18 protein-coding genes are annotated in these 21,849 nt (G+C 45.0%); 15 read left to right on the top strand and 3 right to left on the bottom strand.

Annotation, left to right across the window (positions count from 1 at the left end; all coding sequences use genetic code 11):
• The first annotated feature begins 937 nt into the window (after window positions 1-937).
• Window positions 938-3,526 (top strand): endo-1,4-beta-xylanase, encoded by a 2,589-nt coding sequence (locus ASL11_RS14935; RefSeq protein WP_235550473.1) that lies wholly within the window; start codon window positions 938-940, stop codon window positions 3,524-3,526.
• 250 nt (window positions 3,527-3,776) lie between these two features.
• Here ASL11_RS14935 and ASL11_RS38145 read toward each other — a convergent pair whose 3' ends face one another.
• A complete protein-coding gene (locus ASL11_RS38145; RefSeq protein ID WP_162261642.1) occupies window positions 3,777-4,139 on the bottom strand; it encodes a helix-turn-helix domain-containing protein in 363 nt (120 codons plus the stop codon).
• A 397-nt stretch (window positions 4,140-4,536) separates the two neighbouring features.
• On the opposite strand from ASL11_RS38145, the gene ASL11_RS14925 reads away from it, so the two are divergent.
• The 4 genes from ASL11_RS14925 (at window position 4,537) to ASL11_RS14910 (ending at window position 8,082) form a co-directional block, all read left to right on the top strand.
• A complete protein-coding gene (locus ASL11_RS14925; protein WP_056615527.1) occupies window positions 4,537-4,962 on the top strand; it encodes a hypothetical protein in 426 nt (141 codons plus the stop codon).
• Window positions 4,963-5,142: 180 nt separating this feature from the next.
• Window positions 5,143-5,802 (top strand): type 1 glutamine amidotransferase domain-containing protein, encoded by a 660-nt coding sequence (locus ASL11_RS14920; RefSeq protein WP_056615525.1) that lies wholly within the window; start codon window positions 5,143-5,145, stop codon window positions 5,800-5,802.
• A gap of 155 nt (window positions 5,803-5,957) precedes the next feature.
• Complete coding sequence (locus ASL11_RS14915) at window positions 5,958-6,989, top strand: NADH:flavin oxidoreductase/NADH oxidase (protein ID WP_082595464.1); 1,032 nt, start codon at window positions 5,958-5,960, stop codon at window positions 6,987-6,989.
• Between the two features lie 220 nt (window positions 6,990-7,209).
• Window positions 7,210-8,082, top strand: coding sequence for a LysR family transcriptional regulator (locus ASL11_RS14910; protein ID WP_056615522.1), 873 nt, complete (start codon window positions 7,210-7,212; stop codon window positions 8,080-8,082).
• A 98-nt stretch (window positions 8,083-8,180) separates the two neighbouring features.
• Here the strand turns inward: ASL11_RS14910 and ASL11_RS14905 are convergent, their stop codons facing one another.
• A complete protein-coding gene (locus ASL11_RS14905) occupies window positions 8,181-9,149 on the bottom strand; it encodes a TIGR03571 family LLM class oxidoreductase (protein ID WP_056615520.1) in 969 nt (322 codons plus the stop codon).
• 17 nt (window positions 9,150-9,166) lie between these two features.
• Complete coding sequence (locus ASL11_RS14900) at window positions 9,167-10,375, bottom strand: MFS transporter (RefSeq protein ID WP_056615517.1); 1,209 nt, start codon at window positions 10,373-10,375, stop codon at window positions 9,167-9,169.
• 152 nt (window positions 10,376-10,527) lie between these two features.
• On the opposite strand from ASL11_RS14900, the gene ASL11_RS14895 reads away from it, so the two are divergent.
• From ASL11_RS14895 to ASL11_RS14850, 10 genes are all read left to right on the top strand, one after another.
• Window positions 10,528-10,863 carry a winged helix-turn-helix transcriptional regulator gene (locus ASL11_RS14895; RefSeq protein ID WP_056615514.1) on the top strand — a complete coding sequence of 112 codons (336 nt, stop codon included), beginning with the start codon at window positions 10,528-10,530 and terminating at the stop codon, window positions 10,861-10,863.
• Window positions 10,864-10,970: 107 nt separating this feature from the next.
• Window positions 10,971-11,984, top strand: a complete 1,014-nt coding sequence (locus tag ASL11_RS14890; RefSeq protein ID WP_056615511.1) for a LacI family DNA-binding transcriptional regulator — start codon at window positions 10,971-10,973, stop codon at window positions 11,982-11,984.
• Window positions 11,985-12,078: 94 nt separating this feature from the next.
• Window positions 12,079-13,113, top strand: coding sequence for a zinc-dependent alcohol dehydrogenase (locus tag ASL11_RS14885; RefSeq protein WP_056615508.1), 1,035 nt, complete (start codon window positions 12,079-12,081; stop codon window positions 13,111-13,113).
• Window positions 13,114-13,146: 33 nt separating this feature from the next.
• Window positions 13,147-14,190, top strand: coding sequence for a zinc-dependent alcohol dehydrogenase (locus ASL11_RS14880; RefSeq protein ID WP_056615507.1), 1,044 nt, complete (start codon window positions 13,147-13,149; stop codon window positions 14,188-14,190).
• Between the two features lie 37 nt (window positions 14,191-14,227).
• Entirely contained in the window at window positions 14,228-15,676 is a 1,449-nt protein-coding gene (locus ASL11_RS14875; RefSeq protein ID WP_056615504.1) for an aldehyde dehydrogenase family protein, read from the top strand.
• A gap of 19 nt (window positions 15,677-15,695) precedes the next feature.
• The gene (locus ASL11_RS14870; protein ID WP_056615502.1) at window positions 15,696-16,856 is read left to right on the top strand and encodes an iron-containing alcohol dehydrogenase; all 1,161 of its coding nucleotides are present in this window, start codon (window positions 15,696-15,698) and stop codon (window positions 16,854-16,856) included.
• Between the two features lie 101 nt (window positions 16,857-16,957).
• Window positions 16,958-17,815 (top strand): transketolase, encoded by an 858-nt coding sequence (locus tag ASL11_RS14865; RefSeq protein WP_082595457.1) that lies wholly within the window; start codon window positions 16,958-16,960, stop codon window positions 17,813-17,815.
• Window positions 17,812-18,780: a transketolase family protein gene (locus ASL11_RS14860; protein ID WP_056615499.1), complete on the top strand. Its 969-nt coding sequence runs from the start codon at window positions 17,812-17,814 to the stop codon at window positions 18,778-18,780. Before ASL11_RS14865 ends, ASL11_RS14860 begins: the two co-directional genes overlap by 4 nt.
• Before the next feature lie 37 nt (window positions 18,781-18,817).
• Window positions 18,818-20,263, top strand: coding sequence for an aldehyde dehydrogenase family protein (locus ASL11_RS14855; RefSeq protein WP_082595456.1), 1,446 nt, complete (start codon window positions 18,818-18,820; stop codon window positions 20,261-20,263).
• 46 nt (window positions 20,264-20,309) lie between these two features.
• Window positions 20,310-21,713, top strand: a complete 1,404-nt coding sequence (locus tag ASL11_RS14850; protein WP_056615492.1) for an NAD-dependent malic enzyme — start codon at window positions 20,310-20,312, stop codon at window positions 21,711-21,713.
• The last annotated feature ends 136 nt before the right edge of the window (window positions 21,714-21,849 follow it).

Here is a 21,849-nt window from a genome sequence, read left to right as displayed (position 1 = left end):
GATCTGCCAGCCAACATTAGAGGGAGGTGTTTATATTGATCGTCAAGCCCGTACGACGTAACCCAAGGGACAAGTGCTCAGTAAGAAACGGAGGCATATTTGATGGTCAATTCATTAAAAAAAACCAAAATCTTTAACAAAAACAACATTTTTATCAGTAAAGTTGTAAAAAATTCCGAAATCTAAAAATTTGGCGACTCTAAACCGAGATTGTAGAGGTTGCCTTAAGAAAAGGAGTAAAACGAAGATGAACCGTGAAAAACCATTAATCAACGTCTCCCGCATGCTCGTAGTCATCATGCTGTTATCTTTATTCGCATTTGCCCCCGTCCCGGCCGCTGCGGCCGGAGGCGAACTGACACATGAACTGAACGACCTCGTTGCACAAGCCGAAGCTTTAAAAATCGGCAACGAGGAATTCCCGCTCCAGATTAGCAACACTGACGTTGGATCCGATGTGAACCAAGCTTTCCCATGGGTGTACACCGACGAACTCAAAGATCTTAATAACGCGCTTGCGTTCGCGCGCGATGCGCTCACTCCCGCCGGCGAAGCCATAGCCAGCCTCGAAAACGCAATAGTGAGTTTCACTGGAAAAATCAAAGCGGACGGTTCAAATCCCTATTTCCGTCTTGATCCGGGTTCCGGTAAAATACCAGTAATAATTACCGCGCCAACAAATGCTTGGACCTCAAGAACTCCCCTTGACAACCGTGTCCCCGCCGACTTTGCTGGTGGTACATACAAAATGATTCCGTATCCTTTTGCAGATTCCCAAGGCAAGGCTGATGTGCTCCAGATCAATTACGTCCATAACGGAAAGACCACCTTCGGAGGAATGACTCTTCAATCTCCGTTGTCGCCGAGTGTAGATGTCCCCGCAGGCTCAACTATTGAGTTTGATGTGTTCTATCCCAAGAGCGCGCAGGGAAAATTCATGAGGTGGAGAATCAGGAATGCCGGCTCTGACATCGATTCCTACCTCAGGGAATACGAGTACAACAACCTTAACCCAGACTGGATTGGCAGCTACAACGGTGAAACTTGGTTGTTAAAGCATCACAGCATTACCGCCACAACAGGCACTTCCTCGAACTTCATTCTTGAGCTCCATGGCGAGAATGGGCGTCCCGCAGAAACTGGTATGCTTCTTGTCGCCAACATCAAAATAACCGCACCGGACCCCAACGGCGTTGCGCTTCCGAACGTTGTCAACAAGGAAAACCAGAGTGTCGTAACGCCTTTAAAGAATGTTTACAACAAGCAAAATGGCACGTTTATGGTCGGTACGATTGGAACCGGAGCAGTAACCGGAACAAGAGCCAATCACTATGAAATCTTTGTCGACGGCAACAATCTCAAGGCCGATGGAACGCATCCCCGCGGTCCAAGCTGGCTGAAAAGCGTTACTGGTGAGGCGCTGAGCGGCGCAACCACCACCCCTGGTATAGGTGAATACAGTTTACCGACCAGCTCTTATCAAGCGATCAGGGATTCCGGAACTCCTGGACAGTATAAGTCTCACGCCCACGTTTTGGCATGGTACAACCAGGCCCCTGCATGGATGAGACAGATGATTCCCGCGACCCTTTCATTGGGATATAATGGAACAACCGATTACTACGGATTGGGCAACGGCGTTACAACCACGGTTAAGGTAGACAAAGAAATGGCAAGAAGAGTGCAGTTTAACCACACTATGTATGTGATGCGGCACTTCCTGACCACAGACACGAAGTATGGCTCAAGTATATCCCGCGGAGTAATCCCCTTCAATTCATGGGACGTACTCAACGAAGAGGTCCACGAAAGCAGACACAGCGAAACCATCCCCGCGGATCCGAACAGCTGGAGACAGACACTCAAAAACACCAACTGGCTTTCTGCAATGTCGGATGATCTAATTGGCGGCGACATCTCCGAGCATTACATTTACTTGCTCTTCAAAAACGCGCACATCGCGGCCCCAAACGCCAAGATGGCGGCGGCATACAAAGCCAACTACGCTAACCTTCCCGAGTACATGAAGCTCGACGGACACGACAACGTTGGCAGCATTGACGCGTATATCGTTAACGATCCTCCGAAACTGACCTATAACGATTACGACATTTCTAATCGCACCAAAGCGAGGACTGTATACAACATGGTTCGCGCACTGAACACCGCATGGCTCTCCGATCCGCTATATGACGGAAGACCACTTATCGAAGACATCGGTATCCAGGGACACGATTCGATTGGAAAGACCCTTGCAAGCGATAACCAATATGCCATGGCCCTCTATGCTTCTCTCATTGACGAAGGCCTTCTTTCCGGTATTGCCTACTCAGAACTTGACCTTAAGATGCCGACTAACACGCCAGGCGGCGGCGCGGTCGCTCCCGCAGTGCTCAATGTGAGACAGTCTGACGCCCTTGGTTATGAGTACGCGCTGATGTACAAACTGTTCAATAGGTTCGCCCCTTACATCGATCACATCATCAGCTGGGGCGTAGCCGGATCAGGATGGCAGGGAAGCTATGTGCTGTTTGACAGTCAGAGTAATGCCAATGCCGGCTACTATGGCGCCGTGAATCCGGACAGATTCGTTCTTGGGCATTCATACCTGGATGATTTCTTTGCAGGCGAATACGAGAAACTTCAGAGCAGCTATGCAATTGACCTTGGCGATCTTGGAATCTATACACCCGGTACTGGAGAAACCAAATCGCTTACAGCAACAATCGCAGCTAACAACAGTGTGACACCTGGAAGTACTTTCACAGCAGCTGTTAGCCTGGATAGCGTGACACAAAGCGTGTACGCACAGGATATCACGCTAAGCTATGATTCCAGCGTATTCGATTATGTCAGTGCAGCGGGTGCAACCAGTAACATTCAGGTTCTGAGCGAAGATACTGCTACCCCTGGAAAAGTGAGAATCATTTCCGTGAATATCGGAGGGGTAGCTGGAACTAGCACACCTGTTTTGAATATAACTTTTAAGGTGAAGTCCGGTGTTCAAAATACAACTGGAACCATTGCAGTCTCTCAAGCGAAGACTGGCGGTCCTGATGGAACCGTAACAACTGCGGCACTGAGCAGCAAGACTATATCCGTTGGTGCTATTCAACTGGATAAAACTGCTTTGAATGCAACAATTACGAGTGCACAATCCCTGTACAACGCGGCTATAGTAGGTACTCGACCTGGCCAATATCCGCAAGCAGCTAAAGACGCACTCCTTGGAGCAATTAACACAGCAATTGCTATAAGAGACAATGCAAGCGCAACTCAAGCCCAAGTTGACAGTGCTCTCGCAGTACTCAACACCTCGATTGATACATTCAAAGCAACAGCTAATAAGTCTACAGACATAAACGGAGATGGCGACACCAACGTAGGTGACCTCGCGATTGTAGCTTATCACTATGGCAAGAACTCCACCAGCGCAGATTGGGCAAAAGCTAAGGTTGCTGATATGAACGCCGATAACAAAATTGATATCTGGGATCTTGCGTATGTCGCAACTACTATCAATTAATTCATTAACCCTATCGTAAAATAGCAATCCCAACTACAAAAAACTGCTGCAATGAAGGAGACCACTGAAAAAGTCCACTAAATACAATCAAAGGTATAGCTTACTCAAAAATTGAGGATGCTGTACCTTTTTTTTCGATTCCAAAAGTTCCTTATAGATGCTATTACCACCCATTGAGATCAGCAATTGCTTAACCCTAAGCTTCACATGGGAGTAAGGAAATGGTTGTAACTAGTTGTCTAAGGAATTGTTAATTCTTCTGATGAGTTTTGTTATCCATCCGGTATTTCAAAGGATTTGTTAGAACTAACTTCTTGAATGTTCTGTTGAAATAAGTAAAGTTGTCAAAGCCTACGGCTGCAGCAATTTCGCTCATTTTTTTATTGCTTTCAAGGAGGAGATGCTTGGCATGCCTAATTCGAACATGCTGAATGTAACCAACGAAGGTAAATCCAGTAATGGCTCTGAAATTTCGGCTTAAATAGGCTGGACTGATAAATACAAGCTGGGCAACCTGTTCTAAGTTAATCTTTTCTGAGAAATTCGCATCAATATATTTTACGACATGTGTGATCCTGCCATGCAGTGAGCTAGGAATTATCTCCGTTAGCAATGGATATTTATTGTCGAGCGGGCTAAGGCGATAAAGATTAGAAGTGGAATGAAAAATATACAAAATTGAGGGGGGGTACTTTATCTTTACAAAGTCAAATAGGGGAAATATAGAATAACAGGTAAACTAATATATAAAGTCAGTTTGTACCGTTTTTGGTCGAAAAATATTTCATCGATGCCCAAGGGTTGGGATGGTGGGGCGAAATGCACAATATGAACTACTTATGGCTTCATACTCAGAAGAAACAAGTGTTCAATTGGATCATTAATTTATACAGTAGCAGCTTCCAAAATGTATTGCTTGGTTAACAGTATGGAAAAGGTAGCTTCAGGATGCCAAGGAGTTACATGCCAATACACTTGATCTCAGAATCCCCGAAGATGCAGCGCAGTGGATGCAAGTTGCACCCGATCTTGTTCATGACTTCGCTATTCGTGGTGGATATCGATTCGTACTAAATCAAATTGCCTATCCAGAAAAGATGACAGAAGGCAAGAGATATGTAATTCACCATTCTTGGAAGAACACAGGAGTAGGGAAATTACCAAACAGTTTAAAAAACTGGGGATACAAATATAAGCTTTCATTCGCATTATTGAATAAAGATACTGGTAATCTCTCTTATCAGATGCTCGATATGGCTGAATCACCAGATGGGCTGAAAGGTTTTGAATATAAGTATCAATCTCGTTTTTGCCCTCGTGATGTCCCACCTGGCACCTATCATTTCGGGATAGCGAGCGTCAATACGGCAAACAAGTGTGAGCCAGAGATCAAACTAGCTATCGGCAATGAACGCACGAACCGGTTTTGTTTATAAGTCGTTCTAATAATAGCCTCTATCGAAGTGTGATTAAAACACGTGGATAGAGGTTTTTCTTACTATGTAATGTATAAATATTTTTATTGATAGTCAACTATAATCTAATTGGATTTATAGAAGAACTGAAGATACAATAAGACCGTAACAACAAATCACAATCAGAGGAGAGAAATCAAAATGAAAAAAAATATATTAATCGTTGTCACCTCAGCCAATCAAATTAATAGCGAAAAGTCTACAGGACTTTGGCTTTCGGAATTTGCTGAGTCCTACATTGAGTTTTCCAAACATGGTTTTAACATCACAGTAGCTAGTCCTTTAGGAGGTAAAACTCCGATTGATAAAAATAGTTTGAGTGAAGAATTGCATCAAGAAATTCTGGATACGGAGAAATTTCTTGCGGATACAATGAAACTGGATGGGGCAAAAGCTTCAGATTACGATGCTATTTTCTTGCCAGGAGGCCATGGGACGATGTTTGATTTGCCTGATAACGAAAACCTACAATCTTTACTTAAAGAGTTTTATGAGTCCGGCAAAATTGTAGGGGCGGTATGCCACGGACCAGCTGGTTTGGTTAATGCAAAGTTATCGAATGGGAAATATTTAGTAGAAGGTAAACGAATTACAGCCTTTACAGATTCGGAAGAAAAAGCTGCTGGTTTAGATCAATATATGCCTTTCCTTTTGGAATCCAAACTTCGTCAATCTGGTTCTAGCTTTGTTACCGCACCGGATTGGAGCGACCATTACGAAGTTGACGGAAATTTGATAACAGGTCAAAATCCTCAATCAACAATTAGCGTAGCCAAAGAAATTATTGCCAAATTGAAATAAATAATCTGGAGTAGAAAAGGTTAAAGCTAAAACAGGACGACAGTTTGCAGTTGTCCTGTTTTATTTACATGTAAAAAATTAAATGGAGGAGTAACAAGGAAGATATTGAGACTATTTTAAGAAAATCATTATAACAATTTAAGGGGTGTTTTGTTTTGAGTAATCAACTGTTCTCTCCTTATAAACTTAAGGGATTAGAATTAAAAAATAGAGTTGTAATGGCTCCTATGTGTCAATACTCCGTAACCGCTAAGGATGGCAAACCAAACGAATGGCACTATGTTCATTATCTTAGCCGCGCCATAGGTGGGACAGGCCTAATCATCTTAGAAATGACAGACGTTGACCCTGATGGTCGAATCACGGATTTTGATCTAGGTTTGTGGTCCGATGAGCAGATTCCGGCATTTTCTAGAATCATCGAAGGTGTTCATGCTCATGGTGCGAAAATTGGAATTCAAATTGCTCATGCGGGTCTAAAAGCTGAAGATGCTACAGAACCTGTGGCCCCATCAGCAATAAAACTTCCAGAATCTCATTATAAGATGCCCCGGTCTCTTACAACTGATGAAGTTAAAGATATGATTCAACTCTTCGCCGATGCAACTCGCCGTGCCATCCATGCAGGCGTAGATATGATTGAACTTCATGGAGCCCATGGATATTTGATTCACCAATTTCATTCAGCCTTAACCAATAAGCGCGAAGATGTTTACGGAAAGAATCTGGATAAATTTGGTGTTGAAGTGATTAAAGCCGTCAAAAAAGAAATGCCAGCAAACATGCCGTTAGTCTTCCGAATTTCTGCAGTTGAATATGCGGATGGCGGCTATGATATTGAGCATGCTATTGAGTTATGTAAAGCTTACCAAGCTGCTGGTGTTGATTCATTTCATGTAAGTTCTGGCGGGGAAGGACTGAAAGGGAAAAGGAAGCCTGGCAACTATCCAGGCTACCAAGTGCCGTTCGCACGGAGGATCCGAGAATCTCTTAGAATACCTGTTATTGCTGTAGGCATGCTTGAGGAGCCGGCAATAGCAGAGTCAGTGATTGGCAATGAAGACGCAGATTTGGTGGCAATTGCACGCGGCATGCTTCGGGATCCTTATTGGGCAACAAATGCTGCCATTTCACTGAGAAGCGAAAATACCAACGTTCCAAAACAATATGAGAGGGCTTATCTATAAACAGACAGGTGAAAAATTAAAAAAAATGGGATCAGGAATGCAGTAATGAAAAAAGCGATTGCGAGATGAGGGAGTACCCACTAATAGTTCTCTGACTATTAGTAGGTACTCCCTTAAGCATGTTGGTTATAAATATGTAGTGAGGTAACCGTCTTATATTTATAGAAAAGGATATATAATAGATGTAATGAGACAGGATTGTACGAGAGGAACTTGTTCAATGGCTAATTTTGAATGGTATCGGAGTTTTATCAGTATTTATAAACATAGTTCTGTATCGGAAGCGGCGAAGACACGATTTCTGACGCAGCCTGCAATGAGTCAACATTTAGCCTCACTTGAAGCAGAGGTTGGTGAACCTTTGTTTACAAGAATATCGCGGAAAATGATTCCGACTGAACGTGGAAAAGAACTTTATACGCAATTAGCACCTCTAATTGAGTCACTGGAGGAGGCAACGCTAAGTTTTAGAGCAGTCTCATCTCCCACACTGCCGATTGTAAAAATTGGCACTGCGCAAGAGTTTTTTAGAGAAAGAATTGCGCCATACCTCGGAAGCTTTAACATACGTGTAAATGCCTATTTCGGGTTGGCTTCTTATATTTTAGAATTATTAATTGATGATAAGGTCGATTTGATCGTGACTTCACAAAAGTATTCAGAGCCCGGCGTAGAGTATATTCAATTTGTAAAAGAAGAGTTTGTTGTAGTAGCACCATATCATTTTCATGAACCTGATTTTATTAACGCAAAACAGTTAGAATCGTGGCTGTGTTCACAAGCATGGCTTAGTTACGGTCTTGAATTGCCTATCATTAGAAGATTTTGGAGGGAGAACTTTCAAAAACGTCCTCAACTGAAACCAGAACATGTATTACCCGACTTGCATATTATTTTGTCTGCAATCGAGCATGGTGCTGGAATTAGTTTATTGCCTTCTTACATGCTGGCAAGCGCCATACAAAACAATAAAGTAAAGATCATTTGTGAACCTAAAAAAGTAACTAATGATTTATATTTTGCTTATAAAATAAAAAATCGGAACATGCCCAAATTAATAATGATGATAGAAGCTCTTAAAATAAATAATTAACCTCAATTTAATACGACTTAATGATTACATTTCGAAACTGAAATTAATATACACAGGACAACGTTCAGCTGTTGTCCTGTGTATTATTAGCACGTTGTTCATATAATAGTATTATCGGTCTGATGCGGTGGAAAGTACGGTAGCACATATTCTCCAAGTTCTTGAATAACTTCGTTTGCGGGACGAAGGCTATCAAATAGTGCAAAGAAAAGATGATTGACACCAATACCCTGGTATGTTTTTAGTAATTCAATTAATCGATTCCGTCCAATTCGAAAACCAAGCCGAATGGAGGAGGCTTCTTCGTCGGGATTCTCCGCTAAATCGAGATGCATGGGCATAGAGAAGGGACGAAATGTGTTCTTGTCTTGACGTGCTGCTGATTCTCGCCATGCCGTGATGGCCTCCAATTGACGGATTGGCGCTTGTGGATAATACATCCATCCGTCGCCATTCAGCCCAAGCCAGTCGAGATTCTGTTGCGCAAAGCCCGTGACCATAGTAGGGATTTTTTGCTTCAGTTTTGGGACAAGTGTGGCTTGTTCGATCTGCCCATAAATGGAGTCGATGACAGGATAATGCTCATAAAGCGCCCTTTCGAGATAAGACAGTGCTTCGCGGAACTGTTTACCGCGGCTTGGATGATCAATACCAAGACCTTTGAAGTCAGCCCTTCTATCTCCGGAGGATATCCCCATAATGAGCCTTTCCGGGAAAAGAGCTTCAATCGTTGCAACCTGTTTGGCCAGTCTCAATGGCTGGTGAAGAGGCAGAACTAGTGCAGATGTTCCAAGGGCAATTTGTGTTGTCTGACTGAGCAGGTGCGTGCCGTAAATCAGAATATCATAAATTTGGCCGACAGCAGGATCTCCGAAATTGGGATCTTCCAAGATAACGTCTCTGAGCCACAGTGTAGTAAATCCGTAAGCTTCAGCTGCCTGAGCCATTTCGACTTGCTGAGCCATTGTTGGTGAATTCATTTGATAATTTTCTAATGGAATATGGAGACCAAGCGTTAATTCGCCTTCTCTATACATTCGTTGATAGGTTTGATGATGATCAAACATGCGAATTCCCCCTTAGCTTATTTACGTTCAAGTTTGGCAGAAATGCCGCTGAGTATGATGGCAATGACAACCATGAGAGCACCGATCCAAGGGGTATGAATAAGTCCAAAAGAGTCGATAACGACCGCGCCGATGATTGAACCAACCGCAATACCGATATTGAAAGCAGCGATATTGATTGCTGAAGCTACATCGACTGCTGAAGGAACATACTTCTCAGCGAGTTGAACGACATACAGCTGAAGACCAGGCACATTCATGAAGGCTAGCAAGCCCATTAATAAGACGCCAATTACACCAGCGATTTTAAATGGAACAAGGAATGTCAATAGAACGAGAACGGCCGCTTGAATAATAAACATCCAGAATAGAGCGCGAATCGGGTTTTTGTTGGCTAATTTACCTCCAACGGAATTACCAAACGCCACCGTAATACCATATGCGATCAATAAGATGTTAATAAATCCTTGGCTTAAGCCAGTCACATCGTGCAGCAACGGTGTTAAATAAGTGAAGGCAACAAATGTTCCGCCGTAACCGAATGCTGTGATCAGAAAGCCGAGCAGCAGGCGACCATTTGTAAGAAGTTTGATCATATCCGATATTTTGGCAGGAGGGGATTGCTTTAAATTTTTGGGAATGAGTGCGGCGCTGGAAATGATTGCAATGACACCCAGCAAGGCAACTCCCCAAAACGTAGCTCTCCAGCCAAATGCCTGGCCGATAAATGTTCCGAGAGGAACACCAGTAACAATAGCGATAGTTAAACCTGTGAACATGAGGGCAATGGCACTGGCCTTCTTCTCAGGAGATACTAGTTGTACTGCGATGGTTGCTCCAATGGAGAAAAAGACACCATGCGAGAAGGCAGTGATGAAACGTGCTATAAGAAGTATTTCAAATGAAGGGGAGAGAGCGGCGACAGCATTTCCGATGATGAAGACTACCATCAGCAGCATGAGCAGTGACTTGCGGCTCATGCGATTCGTGAGAGCGGTTAGGATAGGAGCTCCGACTGCGACCCCGATGGCGTAGCCCGAGATAAGCAGACCAGCCAATGTGATACCGATGTTTAAATCATCAGCGATGGAAGCAAGCAAGCCTACGGGAACAAACTCCGTTGTTCCGATTCCGAATGCGCTAATCGCTAAGGCCAGAAGAGCCCATGTTCCTGTCTTTGGCGCGACTTTATGGTTAGATGCTGATTGTGCAATAGATTGGCTCATAATAACCTCCTGATAGTTTATATTTGATAGAAGCAGGCTTTACTTCCTGTTTACGAGTGTTATTATATATCCATGAAGCACTTATTGATAAGTACGCACTTTTAAGGTATATAGGCACTTATAAGTTCCCATATGAATAGGGAGGTGTTTTAATGGTATATAATATTCCCGTTGAAGCAACACTTGATGTAATCGGCGGTAAATGGAAAGTTGTTATCATGTGTCATTTAATCAAGGGAGAGAAACGTACTAGCGAGTTGAAAAAATTGATGTGCGGCATTACGCAAAAAATGCTTACCCAACAATTACGTGAACTAGAACAGGATGGCGTTTTGCAAAGAACAATTTATAACCAGATACCTCCTAAAGTTGTGTACTCTCTAACGGAATATGGATGGTCGCTTAGACCCATTCTCGATGCTATGTGTTCATGGGGGGAACTGCATGTTGAGCTAACTCAGAATAAGATTGTCGTCGTCGAGAAATGATGAAAGAAGTCTCTAGACAAAAAAAAATATCTATGATATCGTAATATCTAATCGATTAGATGAAAAATATTTTAAAGCAATTTGATCATGGATGGTGGTGTTGAACGATGACGACAATTAAAGATATTGCTCACAAGTCAGGTGTCTCGGTTGCCACCGTATCCTACGTTCTCAATAATACACGTTGGGTTCATGAAGAGAAGCGAAAACGAGTTTTGGAAGCTATTTCTGAATTGAACTATGTGCCCAATGCAGTAGCCAGAGGTTTGCGGGTACAGAAGAGCAAGGCGATCAGTTTTGTTGTTTCGGATATTACGAACCCGTTCTATCCGGATTTGGCCAAGGCATGTGAGGATTTGGCTCAAACCAAAGGTTTCACCATCAATATTTTGAATACAGATGATAAACCTGACCGAACACAACTTGCACTTAACCAAGTAAGAGAAGGGAAAGTGGATGGGATTATTGTCACTTCCGCTTTGGAACAGGATAGAGAACACTTTCAGAAATTTATGGAGCAAGGATATGTGCTTGTACTCGCAAACCGCTTTATAAAGGGGCTTCAAGTGGACTCCGTTGTGGCAGATAACTTCAATGGTGCTGTCATGGCTACGAATCATCTAAACCGGCTTGGACACCAAAAGATTGCCTTTATGCCCGGCATTACCGGTTCTTCCATTACGGAGAGCAGAATGAATGGCTATGTGAAAGCGATGACAGATGCTGGCTTAACGATCTATCCGGAATGGAAGACTTCGGGGGGAGCAAGATATTCAGGGAGCTACGATACGACGAAATTTCTACTAGGGCTTCCCGAAGAGAAGAGACCCACGGCTATTCTTAGTTTAACTGACATTGGTGCGCTAGGTGTGTTGGATGCTGCAACTGATCTTGGTGTATCTGTTCCAGACGATTTGGCGGTTATTGGATTTGATGATTTGTTTATATCCGGGACACGCAGTATTCAATTAACGACAGTTAGTATTCCCAGATACGAAATGGGTAACTTGGCTACTACTTTGCTTTTGGATAGATTGGAAAAGACGGCAAAGCCAGAATTTCAAGAAATAGTGCTTCCTGTACAATTAATTGTTCGTAAAACCTGCGGTAAACAGAAATAAAATGCATGTATGAAGGTTGTAACCACTTCATGCACTTTATTTCAGTAATATCTAATCGATTAGATGATGAATACTTTTAGTGGAGGGCAATAATATGAAAGCGATAGTAAAAGAAAAATCGGGCTACGGAAATGTCGCGTTACTGGATGTTCAAGAACCTGTGTGTGATTCTGACTCTGTAAAAATTGAAATTAAGTTCACGGGTATTTGCGGTACAGACTTGCATATTTATCACGACACATATAAAAGCAATCCGCCTGTCATACTAGGCCATGAATTTTCGGGAATTATTACAGAAGTAGGTAAAAACGTACAGCGCTTTCAGCTTGGCGATAAAGTGACAGCGCTTCCTTCGACGGCTGTAACCTGTGGATCCTGCATACATTGCCGGACTGGGAACTATATGTTTTGCTCGAAACGAAAGTCGCTGGGATCAGGTGTAGATGGGGCTTTTACGAAATATGTGGTGGTTCGGGAAGATATGGTTTATCGAATTCCGGAACATATCTCGCTTGAGGAGGCCGCTTTAACCGAACCGCTGGCTTGTGCAGTCAAAGCAATTGAAGAATTAACGCCTATCCATGTAGGAGATACCGTTTTACTCTCAGGACCTGGTCCAATTGGTCTGATCTGTTTAGCTTTGCTCGTTATGAAAGGGTGCAAGGTCATCGTGGCAGGGACGACCGCAGATGCTTCAAGACTTGAAATTGCCAAGGAACTTGGAGCTGACGTCATTGTCAATGTTAGCGAGGAAAATCTGCACGAAGTGATTGAAAGAGAAACGGAGTTTCAAGGGGTTGATGTTGCGGTGGAGTGTGCGGGAGCAGGGCCATCTGTATCAAGCTGTTTGCGGGCACTGAAGAAAAGAGGCGCCTACATTCAAGTTGGGATTGTGGGGAAAGAGATCACCATTGATTATGACACCATTCTGTTTAAACAACTACAATTAGTTGCTTCTTATGCGCATTCTATCGAAACATGGGAGCGTGTAATGAACATTTGGAAACAAAACAAAATACGGTTGCAGCCGATCATTACGCATAAGCTTCCTTTAAGTCAGTGGAAGGAGGCGTTTGAAATCTGCGAGCAGAAAATCGGTGGAAAAGTGCTTTTATCATACGATGAATAATAATAAAAAATGGTAGGGAAGGGAGCAAATAAAATGAAAAGTTTGATTGTTGACAATAGTGGAGCATTATCCGTTCGCGAAATTGCTAAGCCCACATACGGTGAATATCAAGCGTTGGTCAAAATGGTAAGCTGCGGAATTTGCCGTGGAACCGATATGAAACTGATTTCTGGGGAGTTTAAAGGCTTTGACACGTATCCCGCAGCTCTTGGGCATGAGGGGGTTGGTCGTGTAGTGGAGAAGGGAGCGCAAGCACGGCATCTGAATGTCGGCGATCTGGTTATTCTGCCCTTCTTGGAAGGTGAGATCGACGGTGTTTATTCCGGGTGGGGGGCCTTTTCCGAATACGCGGTCGTAGCGGATAGCAAGTCGTTGCTTGAGGATGGCAAAGGTCCAGGAGCTCCCGAGTTTTCGGAAGCCTACTATGCCCAGCAGGTACTGCCGGCCGATATCGATATCGTGGCTGCGCCAATGATCGTGACATTCCGTGAAGTGCTAGGAGCTTGTAAGCGCTTTAACTTCCGGCCGAATGCTAGTGTTGTTGTTTTTGGCGCAGGACCCGTCGGATTGACCTTTATGAAGTTCGCTAAACTGCTAGGCATGGGGCCGGTGATTGCTTTGGTGACAAGCGACGCAAGGATAGATGAAGCGCTTGAGGCTGGAGCCGATTATGCTTTCAACAGCAAGAAGTGCGATCTGGTTGCTGAGGTAAGGAATGTTTGCAAGGATGGTGTGGATTTCGCTGTTGATGCCGTTGGTAAGAATGAAATTATCAATCAAAGCATGGAATTGCTAGCACCATACGGACATATTTGCGTCTACGGTATCTCACCCGAAACCGACATGCGATTAGATTGGAGCAAAGCGCCCTATAACTGGCATTTGGATTTCAATCAATGGCCATCGAAGCTGGATGAATCGGAAAGTCATCTGCAGGTGATGAACTGGATTGAAGCTGGCGTTCTGAAGCCGGAAACCTTTGTCTCGCATGTGTTTGGCTTCAATCGGATTCTGGAAGCATTCGAGGTGATTAGTCAAAACAGCGGATTGAAGAAAACCATTATTACATTTGAGTGATTAGGCGGGTTGATTAAACAATAAGGAGAGTTGAACGATGGACATGTATACGAATGGAAAATGGAGAGCTAGCAGAGATGGGAAAACGGTTGAGGTCTGCAATCCGACCACGAAACAGGTTATTGATAGCGTACCTTTTGCAACAAGTGAAGATGTTCAAGATGCCCTGGAGGCAGCTCAGTCGGCCAAAAAAGGATGGGCGCGCACACCGCTCTGGAAAAGGGGAGAGACGATGCTTCGTTTTTCGGAACTCATCCTTCAACATAAAGAGCGATTGTCTTCTTTGTTGAGCCAAGAGGTAGGCAAGCCTATCGGCCAATCGGAAAGCGAGATTGAAACAGTAGCACGACTATTCAATTCATTTGTCGGGCAAGCCAAAACGATGTACGGCCTGAATATCCCGCTGGATCAGCAAGCTGGCGTAGAAAATGATATTTATCTGACACGTAAAGAGCCGCTTGGCGTCATTGTCGGTGTTGTTCCTTTCAATTTTCCTGCGGAGTTGTTTTCCCAGAAAGTCGCTCCTGCCATCGTAACTGGCAATGTCGTCATTATCAAACCAGCGAATGTTGCGCCGCTAACTATTCTGGAGATGACTAAACTGCTGTATGAAGCGGGCTTACCGGATAATGTACTGCAAATCATCACGGGCGCGGGTAAAGTAGTTGGAGAAATGCTGACGCAAAGTCCTTTGGTCAATGCGATTAGCTTAACGGGGAGTACAGAAACAGGGATCAGAACTGCCATAAACGCTGCCAAAAACTTGAGTCGCTTGAAGCTTGAGCTTGGCGGGAACGATCCTCTGATTGTATTCGAGGATGCCGATCTTGAGCTGGCTGTGGAGCAGACGGTTTTTGGCAGAACATTAATGAATGGTCAGACCTGCTGTGCGAATAAGCGCATGATTGTTCATCGTTCGAAGGTTAACGATTTTACTGACCTTTTAACGGAGCGTTTAAAGCAAATCCAGGTTGGCAACCCATTAAATCGTGGCGTAGGCATGGGGCCTCTAATTGATGAAGAAGCGCTGCGAACCGTTCATAGCCAGGTGCAAACGACGATAGGTCAAGGCGCCAAAGTAGTTCTAGGCGCAGAGATTGTAGACAATACGTGGTATTTGCCGACGGTATTAACGAATGTCGAACCAACTTTCGAAGTGGCGCGTGATTTGGAAATCTTCGGACCTGTGTTTCCGATCATTTCTTTTAACACGGATGAAGAGGCTATTGAGATTGCCAATAGTTCCATTTACGGTTTGAATGCTTCCGTGTTTACAAGAGATATAAATCGCGCGATGAGTGTGTCTTATCAAATAGAATCGGGTATCGTCGCAGTAAACAATACAGGTACCTATCGACCAGATACGGCTTTCTTCGGAGGGTATAAGATGAGCGGCCTTGGCAGAGAGGGACTCATTGGGGCATTGGAAGAAGTAACGCAAACCAAAAGCGTAGCCATTAGAAATTGTCTGAATTTATTTGAATAATGGAAATGGAGGAATCTCTTTGTTTACATGTTTTTTGCCCAAAGTGGAATTCGGTGCCGGCAAAGTAAATCATATTGCAGATTATGTACAGGGATTAGGAACGAAGGCGGCAATCGCCATTGATCCCTATATGAATTCTATTGGACTAGGGGATCAAATCGCCGCTCAATTGAAAAAGGTGTTTATTGAGAGCGTCATATTCGCTGATATTGAACCAAATCCCAGTTGTTTTAAAGTGGACGAAATGGCACAGAAAGCTAAGGCTGAACGGTGTGATTTCGTAATCGCGATAGGCGGCGGAAGCGCAATCGATTATGGAAAAGGATTGGCTGTCATGGTTAATAGTCAAGGTTCTTCCTGGGATTATACAGAACGCAATGACCATGACGTACTGCGGCCTGGAAGTAATACGCTGCCGCTTGTTGCGATTCCTACTACTTCGGGAACAGGTTCGGAATCTACGCCTTTCTCTGTTTTGAATAACCCTGTATTGAAAGAGAAAAGCACGATTGTCAATGAGCGGATATTCCCGAGGCTGGCGATTGTGGATCCGGAATTGATGGTATCCATGCCTTCCAAAATTACCGCATCGACAGGATTTGATGCTTTTGCCCATGCGCTTGAATCTTTCATCAGCTTAAAGGCGAATCCCTATACGACAATGGTGAGCAGGGAAGCTATGAGCATTGTTGTTAGAAATCTTCCTGAGGCTGTGGCGAATGGAGGCAATGTGAAAGCCAGAGAGAATCTGGCTTGGGCAAGTACGCTTGCCGGGTCTGCCATCGCTCATATTGGCGTGACTTTGCCGCATTCCTTAGCTCAGCCAGTGGGCGGCATGTTTGGGGTTCCGCATGGTGACAGCATCGCCGCATGTATGGTCAATGTGCTGGAAGTAAGCTGGCAGTCTGATTTGGAGAAATTCGCTGCCATTTCTACGCTTATGGACCCTTCAATAAGTTCGTTATCACTGCGACAAAGAGCCGAGAAGTGTCCAGACTTAGTGAGCAAGCTGTTGTCGGATATCAATCTCCATGTCAAATTCTCAACCTTCGGCATGACGGAGAATGATATTGATAAAGCAACTTCCATCGCGCTTACAGGCTATTATTTCGATATCGAATGTCATCCCAAGAAAGTCACAAGAGAAGAGATTCGTCAAATTTATAAAGCTTGTTTATAAGTATGAAGACAAGGGGGAAAGAAGTTCAAATGATAATCCCCTTTTTCAATCACATATCTAATCGATTAGATGGTGTGAAAACCTATAGAGGAGTGAAGAGAATGGAACATATGACAAACGAAAATATAGAGAAATTGAAGGTGCTCGCAGCAGAAATCCGCAGAAATGTGGTCAAGACGGTATATCACGCGGGAGCGGGGCACTTGGGCGGCCCCATGTCGGCCATTGACATCTTAACGGCGTTATACTTCGAAGTCATGACGATTGATCACGACAATCCAGCTTGGGAAGAAAGAGACCGGTTTGTATTATCCAAGGGGCATTCAGCGATTGCCTTATACAGCACACTAGCAGAAAGAGGCTACTTTCCAAAAGAGGAGCTTCATACGTTCGATGAAATCGATTCACGTTTGCAGGCGCATCCGGACATGAATTTGCTGCCGGGTCTGGATATGTCGACCGGTTCGCTGGGCCAGGGCATTTCAGCAGCTGTCGGCATGGCGCTCGGTGCCAAGCTTAAACAGCAGCCATTTCGCACCTATTGCATGATTGGCGACGGAGAATCCCAAGAGGGCCAGGTCTGGGAAGCCGCGGACATTGCAGTGAAGTATAACCTGGACAATTTAACAGTCATCCTGGATTACAATCATTTACAGCAATATGGATGGAAGGGGACGGAAGGAAGAACGAGGGAAATCCCTGTCTTCAGCCCAAGCTCCCGCTGGGGAGCGTTTGGCTTCCATGTTATTTCTATCGATGGACATGATTTCAAACAGATCATCAAAGCCCTTTGTGACGCACAACGAATTTCCGGTAGACCAACGATTATTGTGGCTCATACCGTCAAAGGCAAAGGCGTCAACTATATGGAAAACAATTATTTGTGGCATTCCAAGATACCTACCGATCAGGAGCTGGCTCTTGCTTTAACTGAACTTCAAGGAGGCAACGTACAATGAGTCAAATGACAACTTCCCCTCAATTCGTTTCCATGCGCGACGTATTCGGCGACAAATTGCTCGAGCTATCAAAGCGGGATCCGCGAGTATTCGCCTTGGATGGTGACTTAGCGAACTCAACCAAGCTGGATAAAGTGGCAGAGAATAATGAAAGCAAATTTCTGCAAATGGGCATTGCCGAGCAAAACATGCTGGGTGTCGCCGCAGGCTTGGCGTCAGTAGGACTGCAGCCGTGGGTATGCTCGTTTGCAGCATTTATCGTCAAACGCGCCTTTGACCAAATTGTGGTAAGCATTGCGCAGCCAAAGATGAATGTGAAGATGATTGGGGCCTATAGCGGTCTTCTGAATGGCTGTACAGGAAAGACTCACCAATCGCTTGAAGACTTGGCCATTATGCGTACACAACCTGGGATGGTCGTATTGGCACCAGCCGATTCCGTCGAACTGCGGCAAATGATGGAATATGCCAATCAATATGACGGCCCCGTCTATATTCGAGTGGCTCGCGATTCGTATCCCGATCTGTTTGATGAACAAAGCTACCGATTTCAAGTTGGGAAAGGGGTTACCTTGGTTTCTGGAAGGGACGTTACAATTATTTCGACCGGAACACAAACCAGTCGCTGCCTGGAAGCCGTTGAACTATTGAAGATGGAGGGGATTTCGGCTGAGCTGATTCACTTGCCATCCGTGAAACCATTAGATGCCGAAGCGATTATCGCCTCCGCAAGGAAAACCGGGGCCGTTGTGACTGCAGAAGAGCATAGTATTTATGGCGGATTAAGCAGCAGCGTGGCAGAGGTATTGGTGGAAAACTTCCCTGTTCCCATGGAGAGGATCGGCGTACAGGATAAAAATTCAGAATCGGGTTCTAATAGCGCATTGCTGAATAAGTACGGTCTGACTGCTGAACATGTGGCGGAGAAGGCAAGGAAAGTGATAGCAAGAAAGAAGATGCTCTAATAGATGCCAAGAAGAATACAAGGAATGGAGTGAAAACATGTCTGGTAAAGTGATGCATGCAGGTTCAATCATTGATGGACAGGAGCTTAAAGGAGGCAGCCGTCAGACGAAGGAAGTTCGAAATCCCTATAGCGGCGAAGTTGTGGGGAAAATCGATTACGTGGAAGATGGCGATCTGGACCGCGCGATTGCAACCGCGGAACGTGTATTTCATGAGACTATGCGCCATATCCCAGCCTATCAGCGCTCGGCCATCTTGCGCAAGACCGCAGATTTATTAGAGGCGCGAAGCGAAGAATTCGCCAGAACACTTGTGCTTGAAGCGGGCAAACCGATTCGTGATGCACGCGGTGAGGTTGGCCGCGCCGTACAGGTCCTTCGATTTGCTTCGGATGAGGCTAAAGCGCTGGGTGGCGAGCTCGTACCGATGGATGCTGCTGTCGGCGGCGAAAACAGGATCGGGATGGTACGACGTTATCCGTTAGGGGTTGTGGCGGCCATTACGCCATTCAACTTCCCGTTGAATCTGGTTCTTCATAAGCTGGCACCGGCCTTTGCTGCGGGGAATACCGTTGTATTAAAGCCTGCCGACAAGACGCCTTTGTCTTCCATTGCATTGGCGCATTTATTCGCAGAGGCAGGACTTCCCAAAGGGGCGCTGAATGTCGTGCTCGGAAGAGGCTCGACCATCGGGGAGCCGCTCGTTACTGATCCACGAATTGCCAAAGTTTCCTTTACAGGCAGTGTTCCGATCGGACTTCAGATTCAAAAATGGGCAGGGCTCAAAAAATTGACCCTCGAGCTCGGATCGAACTCTCCAAACCTTATCTTTGACGACGCTGATCTGGATGCGGCTACTGCAGGCTTGGTCAGGGGAGCCTTTGCTTTCTCCGGGCAAGCCTGCATCTCGGTGCAAAGAATCTACGTTCAATCTTCTGTCTACAATGATTTCCTGGTCAAATTCGTGAAACTAGTTAAACAGTTACAAGTTGGGGACCCAATGCTAGAGTCGACCGATATCGGGCCGATGATCAGCGAAGACGAAGCGAAGCGCGCCGAGGCTTGGGTAAGGGAAGCAGAACTCGATGGGGCGGCTATTCTAAGGGGGGGGAGACGGAACGGGACTGTTATGGAGCCTACGGTGTTGGCTAACGTTAAATCAAACATGAAAGTCGTCTGTCAGGAGGTCTTTGCGCCAATCGTGTCCATTATTCCGTTTGAAACGGAAGAGGAGGCGGTTAGGATGGCGAATGATTCGGATTTTGGACTTCAGGCCGGCGTATTTACGAATAATATCAACCGCGCTTTGCGATTGGCTGACCAGTTAGTTACCGGCGGCGTCTGGATTAATGAGATTTCTACGTATCGACAGGATAATCATCCTTATGGTGGCGTTAAGTTAAGCGGAATCGGCAAGGAAGGCGTCAAATATGCGATTCAAGATATGATGGAAAGCAAATTTATCGGGATTCATATACGATAGTGACGCTTCATGAAGTACGGGTTGAATAGAAGGGGGAGAAATTTAGGTGGCGTATAACAGCATTATCCTTCGTCTGGAGCTGAACCATGAGCTGAATCATTTTGGCGAGGTCGCGACCGCGATCAGTAAGGCCGGAGGCGATATGACGTCGATCGACGTGATCCGGACGACATCAGAAAGCTCTATTCGTGACATTACGGTTCAGGTATCGGATCAGGGGGAATCACAGGTCACTGAATTTCTGAAAGAATTGGCCGGCGTTAAAATTATCAATATGTCCGACCGAACGTTCCTGGCCCACTTGGGTGGAAAAATATCGATTCATCCGAAAATACCGATCAAGAACAGGGACGATTTATCAAGAGTATACACACCGGGTGTGGCAAGGGTTTGCACCGCGATACATGAAGATACCCGTAAAGCTTATTCGCTTACTATCAAACGAAATACGGTAGCCGTTATTACAGATGGAACAGCCGTTTTAGGACTGGGCGATATCGGTCCACACGCATCCGCTCCGGTTATGGAGGGAAAGGCAATGCTGTTCAAGCAGTTAGCGGATGTTGATGCGTTCCCAATCTGTCTAGATACCAAGGACACGGAAGAAATCATTCGTACGATCGTTAATATCAGTCCAATCTTTGGCGGTATTAATTTGGAGGATATCAGTTCTCCCCGCTGCTTTGAAATCGAAGCCCGATTGTCCGAGCTGTTGAGTATTCCTGTCTTTCATGACGACCAACATGGTACGGCCATTGTGGTCCTTGCAGGATTGTTGAACGCGCTCAAGCTCGTGGGGAAACGAATCAACCAGATTCGGGTAGTGGTCAATGGTATCGGTGCCGCGGGTGTCTCTATCTGTAAAATGCTGCTGTCAGCAGGTGTCACGCAGTTGGTTCCTGTTGATCGGGAGGGGGCTATTGTTCGTGGCGAACAGTATTCGCAGCCGATGTGGCAATGGCTCGCTGATCAACAACAAGTGGAGAATCGGCCAGGCAGCTTAAAAGAAATGATTCGTGGAGCAGACGTGTTCATCGGGGTATCGAGAGGCGGGCTGCTTCATGCAGAGGATATGCAGCAAATGGCGGTTGATAACATTGTATTTGCCATGGCTAATCCTGATCCAGAAATCGATCCGATTGAAGCGGGGCCCTATGTTCGGGTGCTCGCGACCGGTCGAAGCGATTATCCGAATCAAATCAACAATGTACTTGTATTTCCAGGCATTTTCCGTGGTGCTTTGGATTGTAGGGCCCATCATATCAATGAACCGATGAAACTGGCAGCAGCTCGCGCGATTGCCGCTGTCGTTTCGGATAGGGAATTGAACGAACTCTATATCATTCCGAGTATTTTTAATGAGCAGATCGTAGCTAAAGTCAGACACGCGGTTATAGAGGCTGCTATTCTTACGGGAATGGCAAGACGTATACCGCCAGATTTTCGCTAGATAACGGCAAGACAGACAGTGAGAAGAGGCAGATCTACGCAGATTTACGCAGATCGTTGATCTGCCTTTACTTGTAAATATAAAATAAAATTTTATTTTATATTTACAAGTAAAGAATTAAATTCTATAATGAAGT

The organism is Paenibacillus sp. Soil750 (assembly GCF_001428045.1).
In the GTDB taxonomy this organism is placed as follows: domain Bacteria; phylum Bacillota; class Bacilli; order Paenibacillales; family NBRC-103111; genus Paenibacillus_E; species Paenibacillus_E allorhizoplanae.
This window is presented reverse-complemented; position numbering and strand designations above follow the sequence as displayed.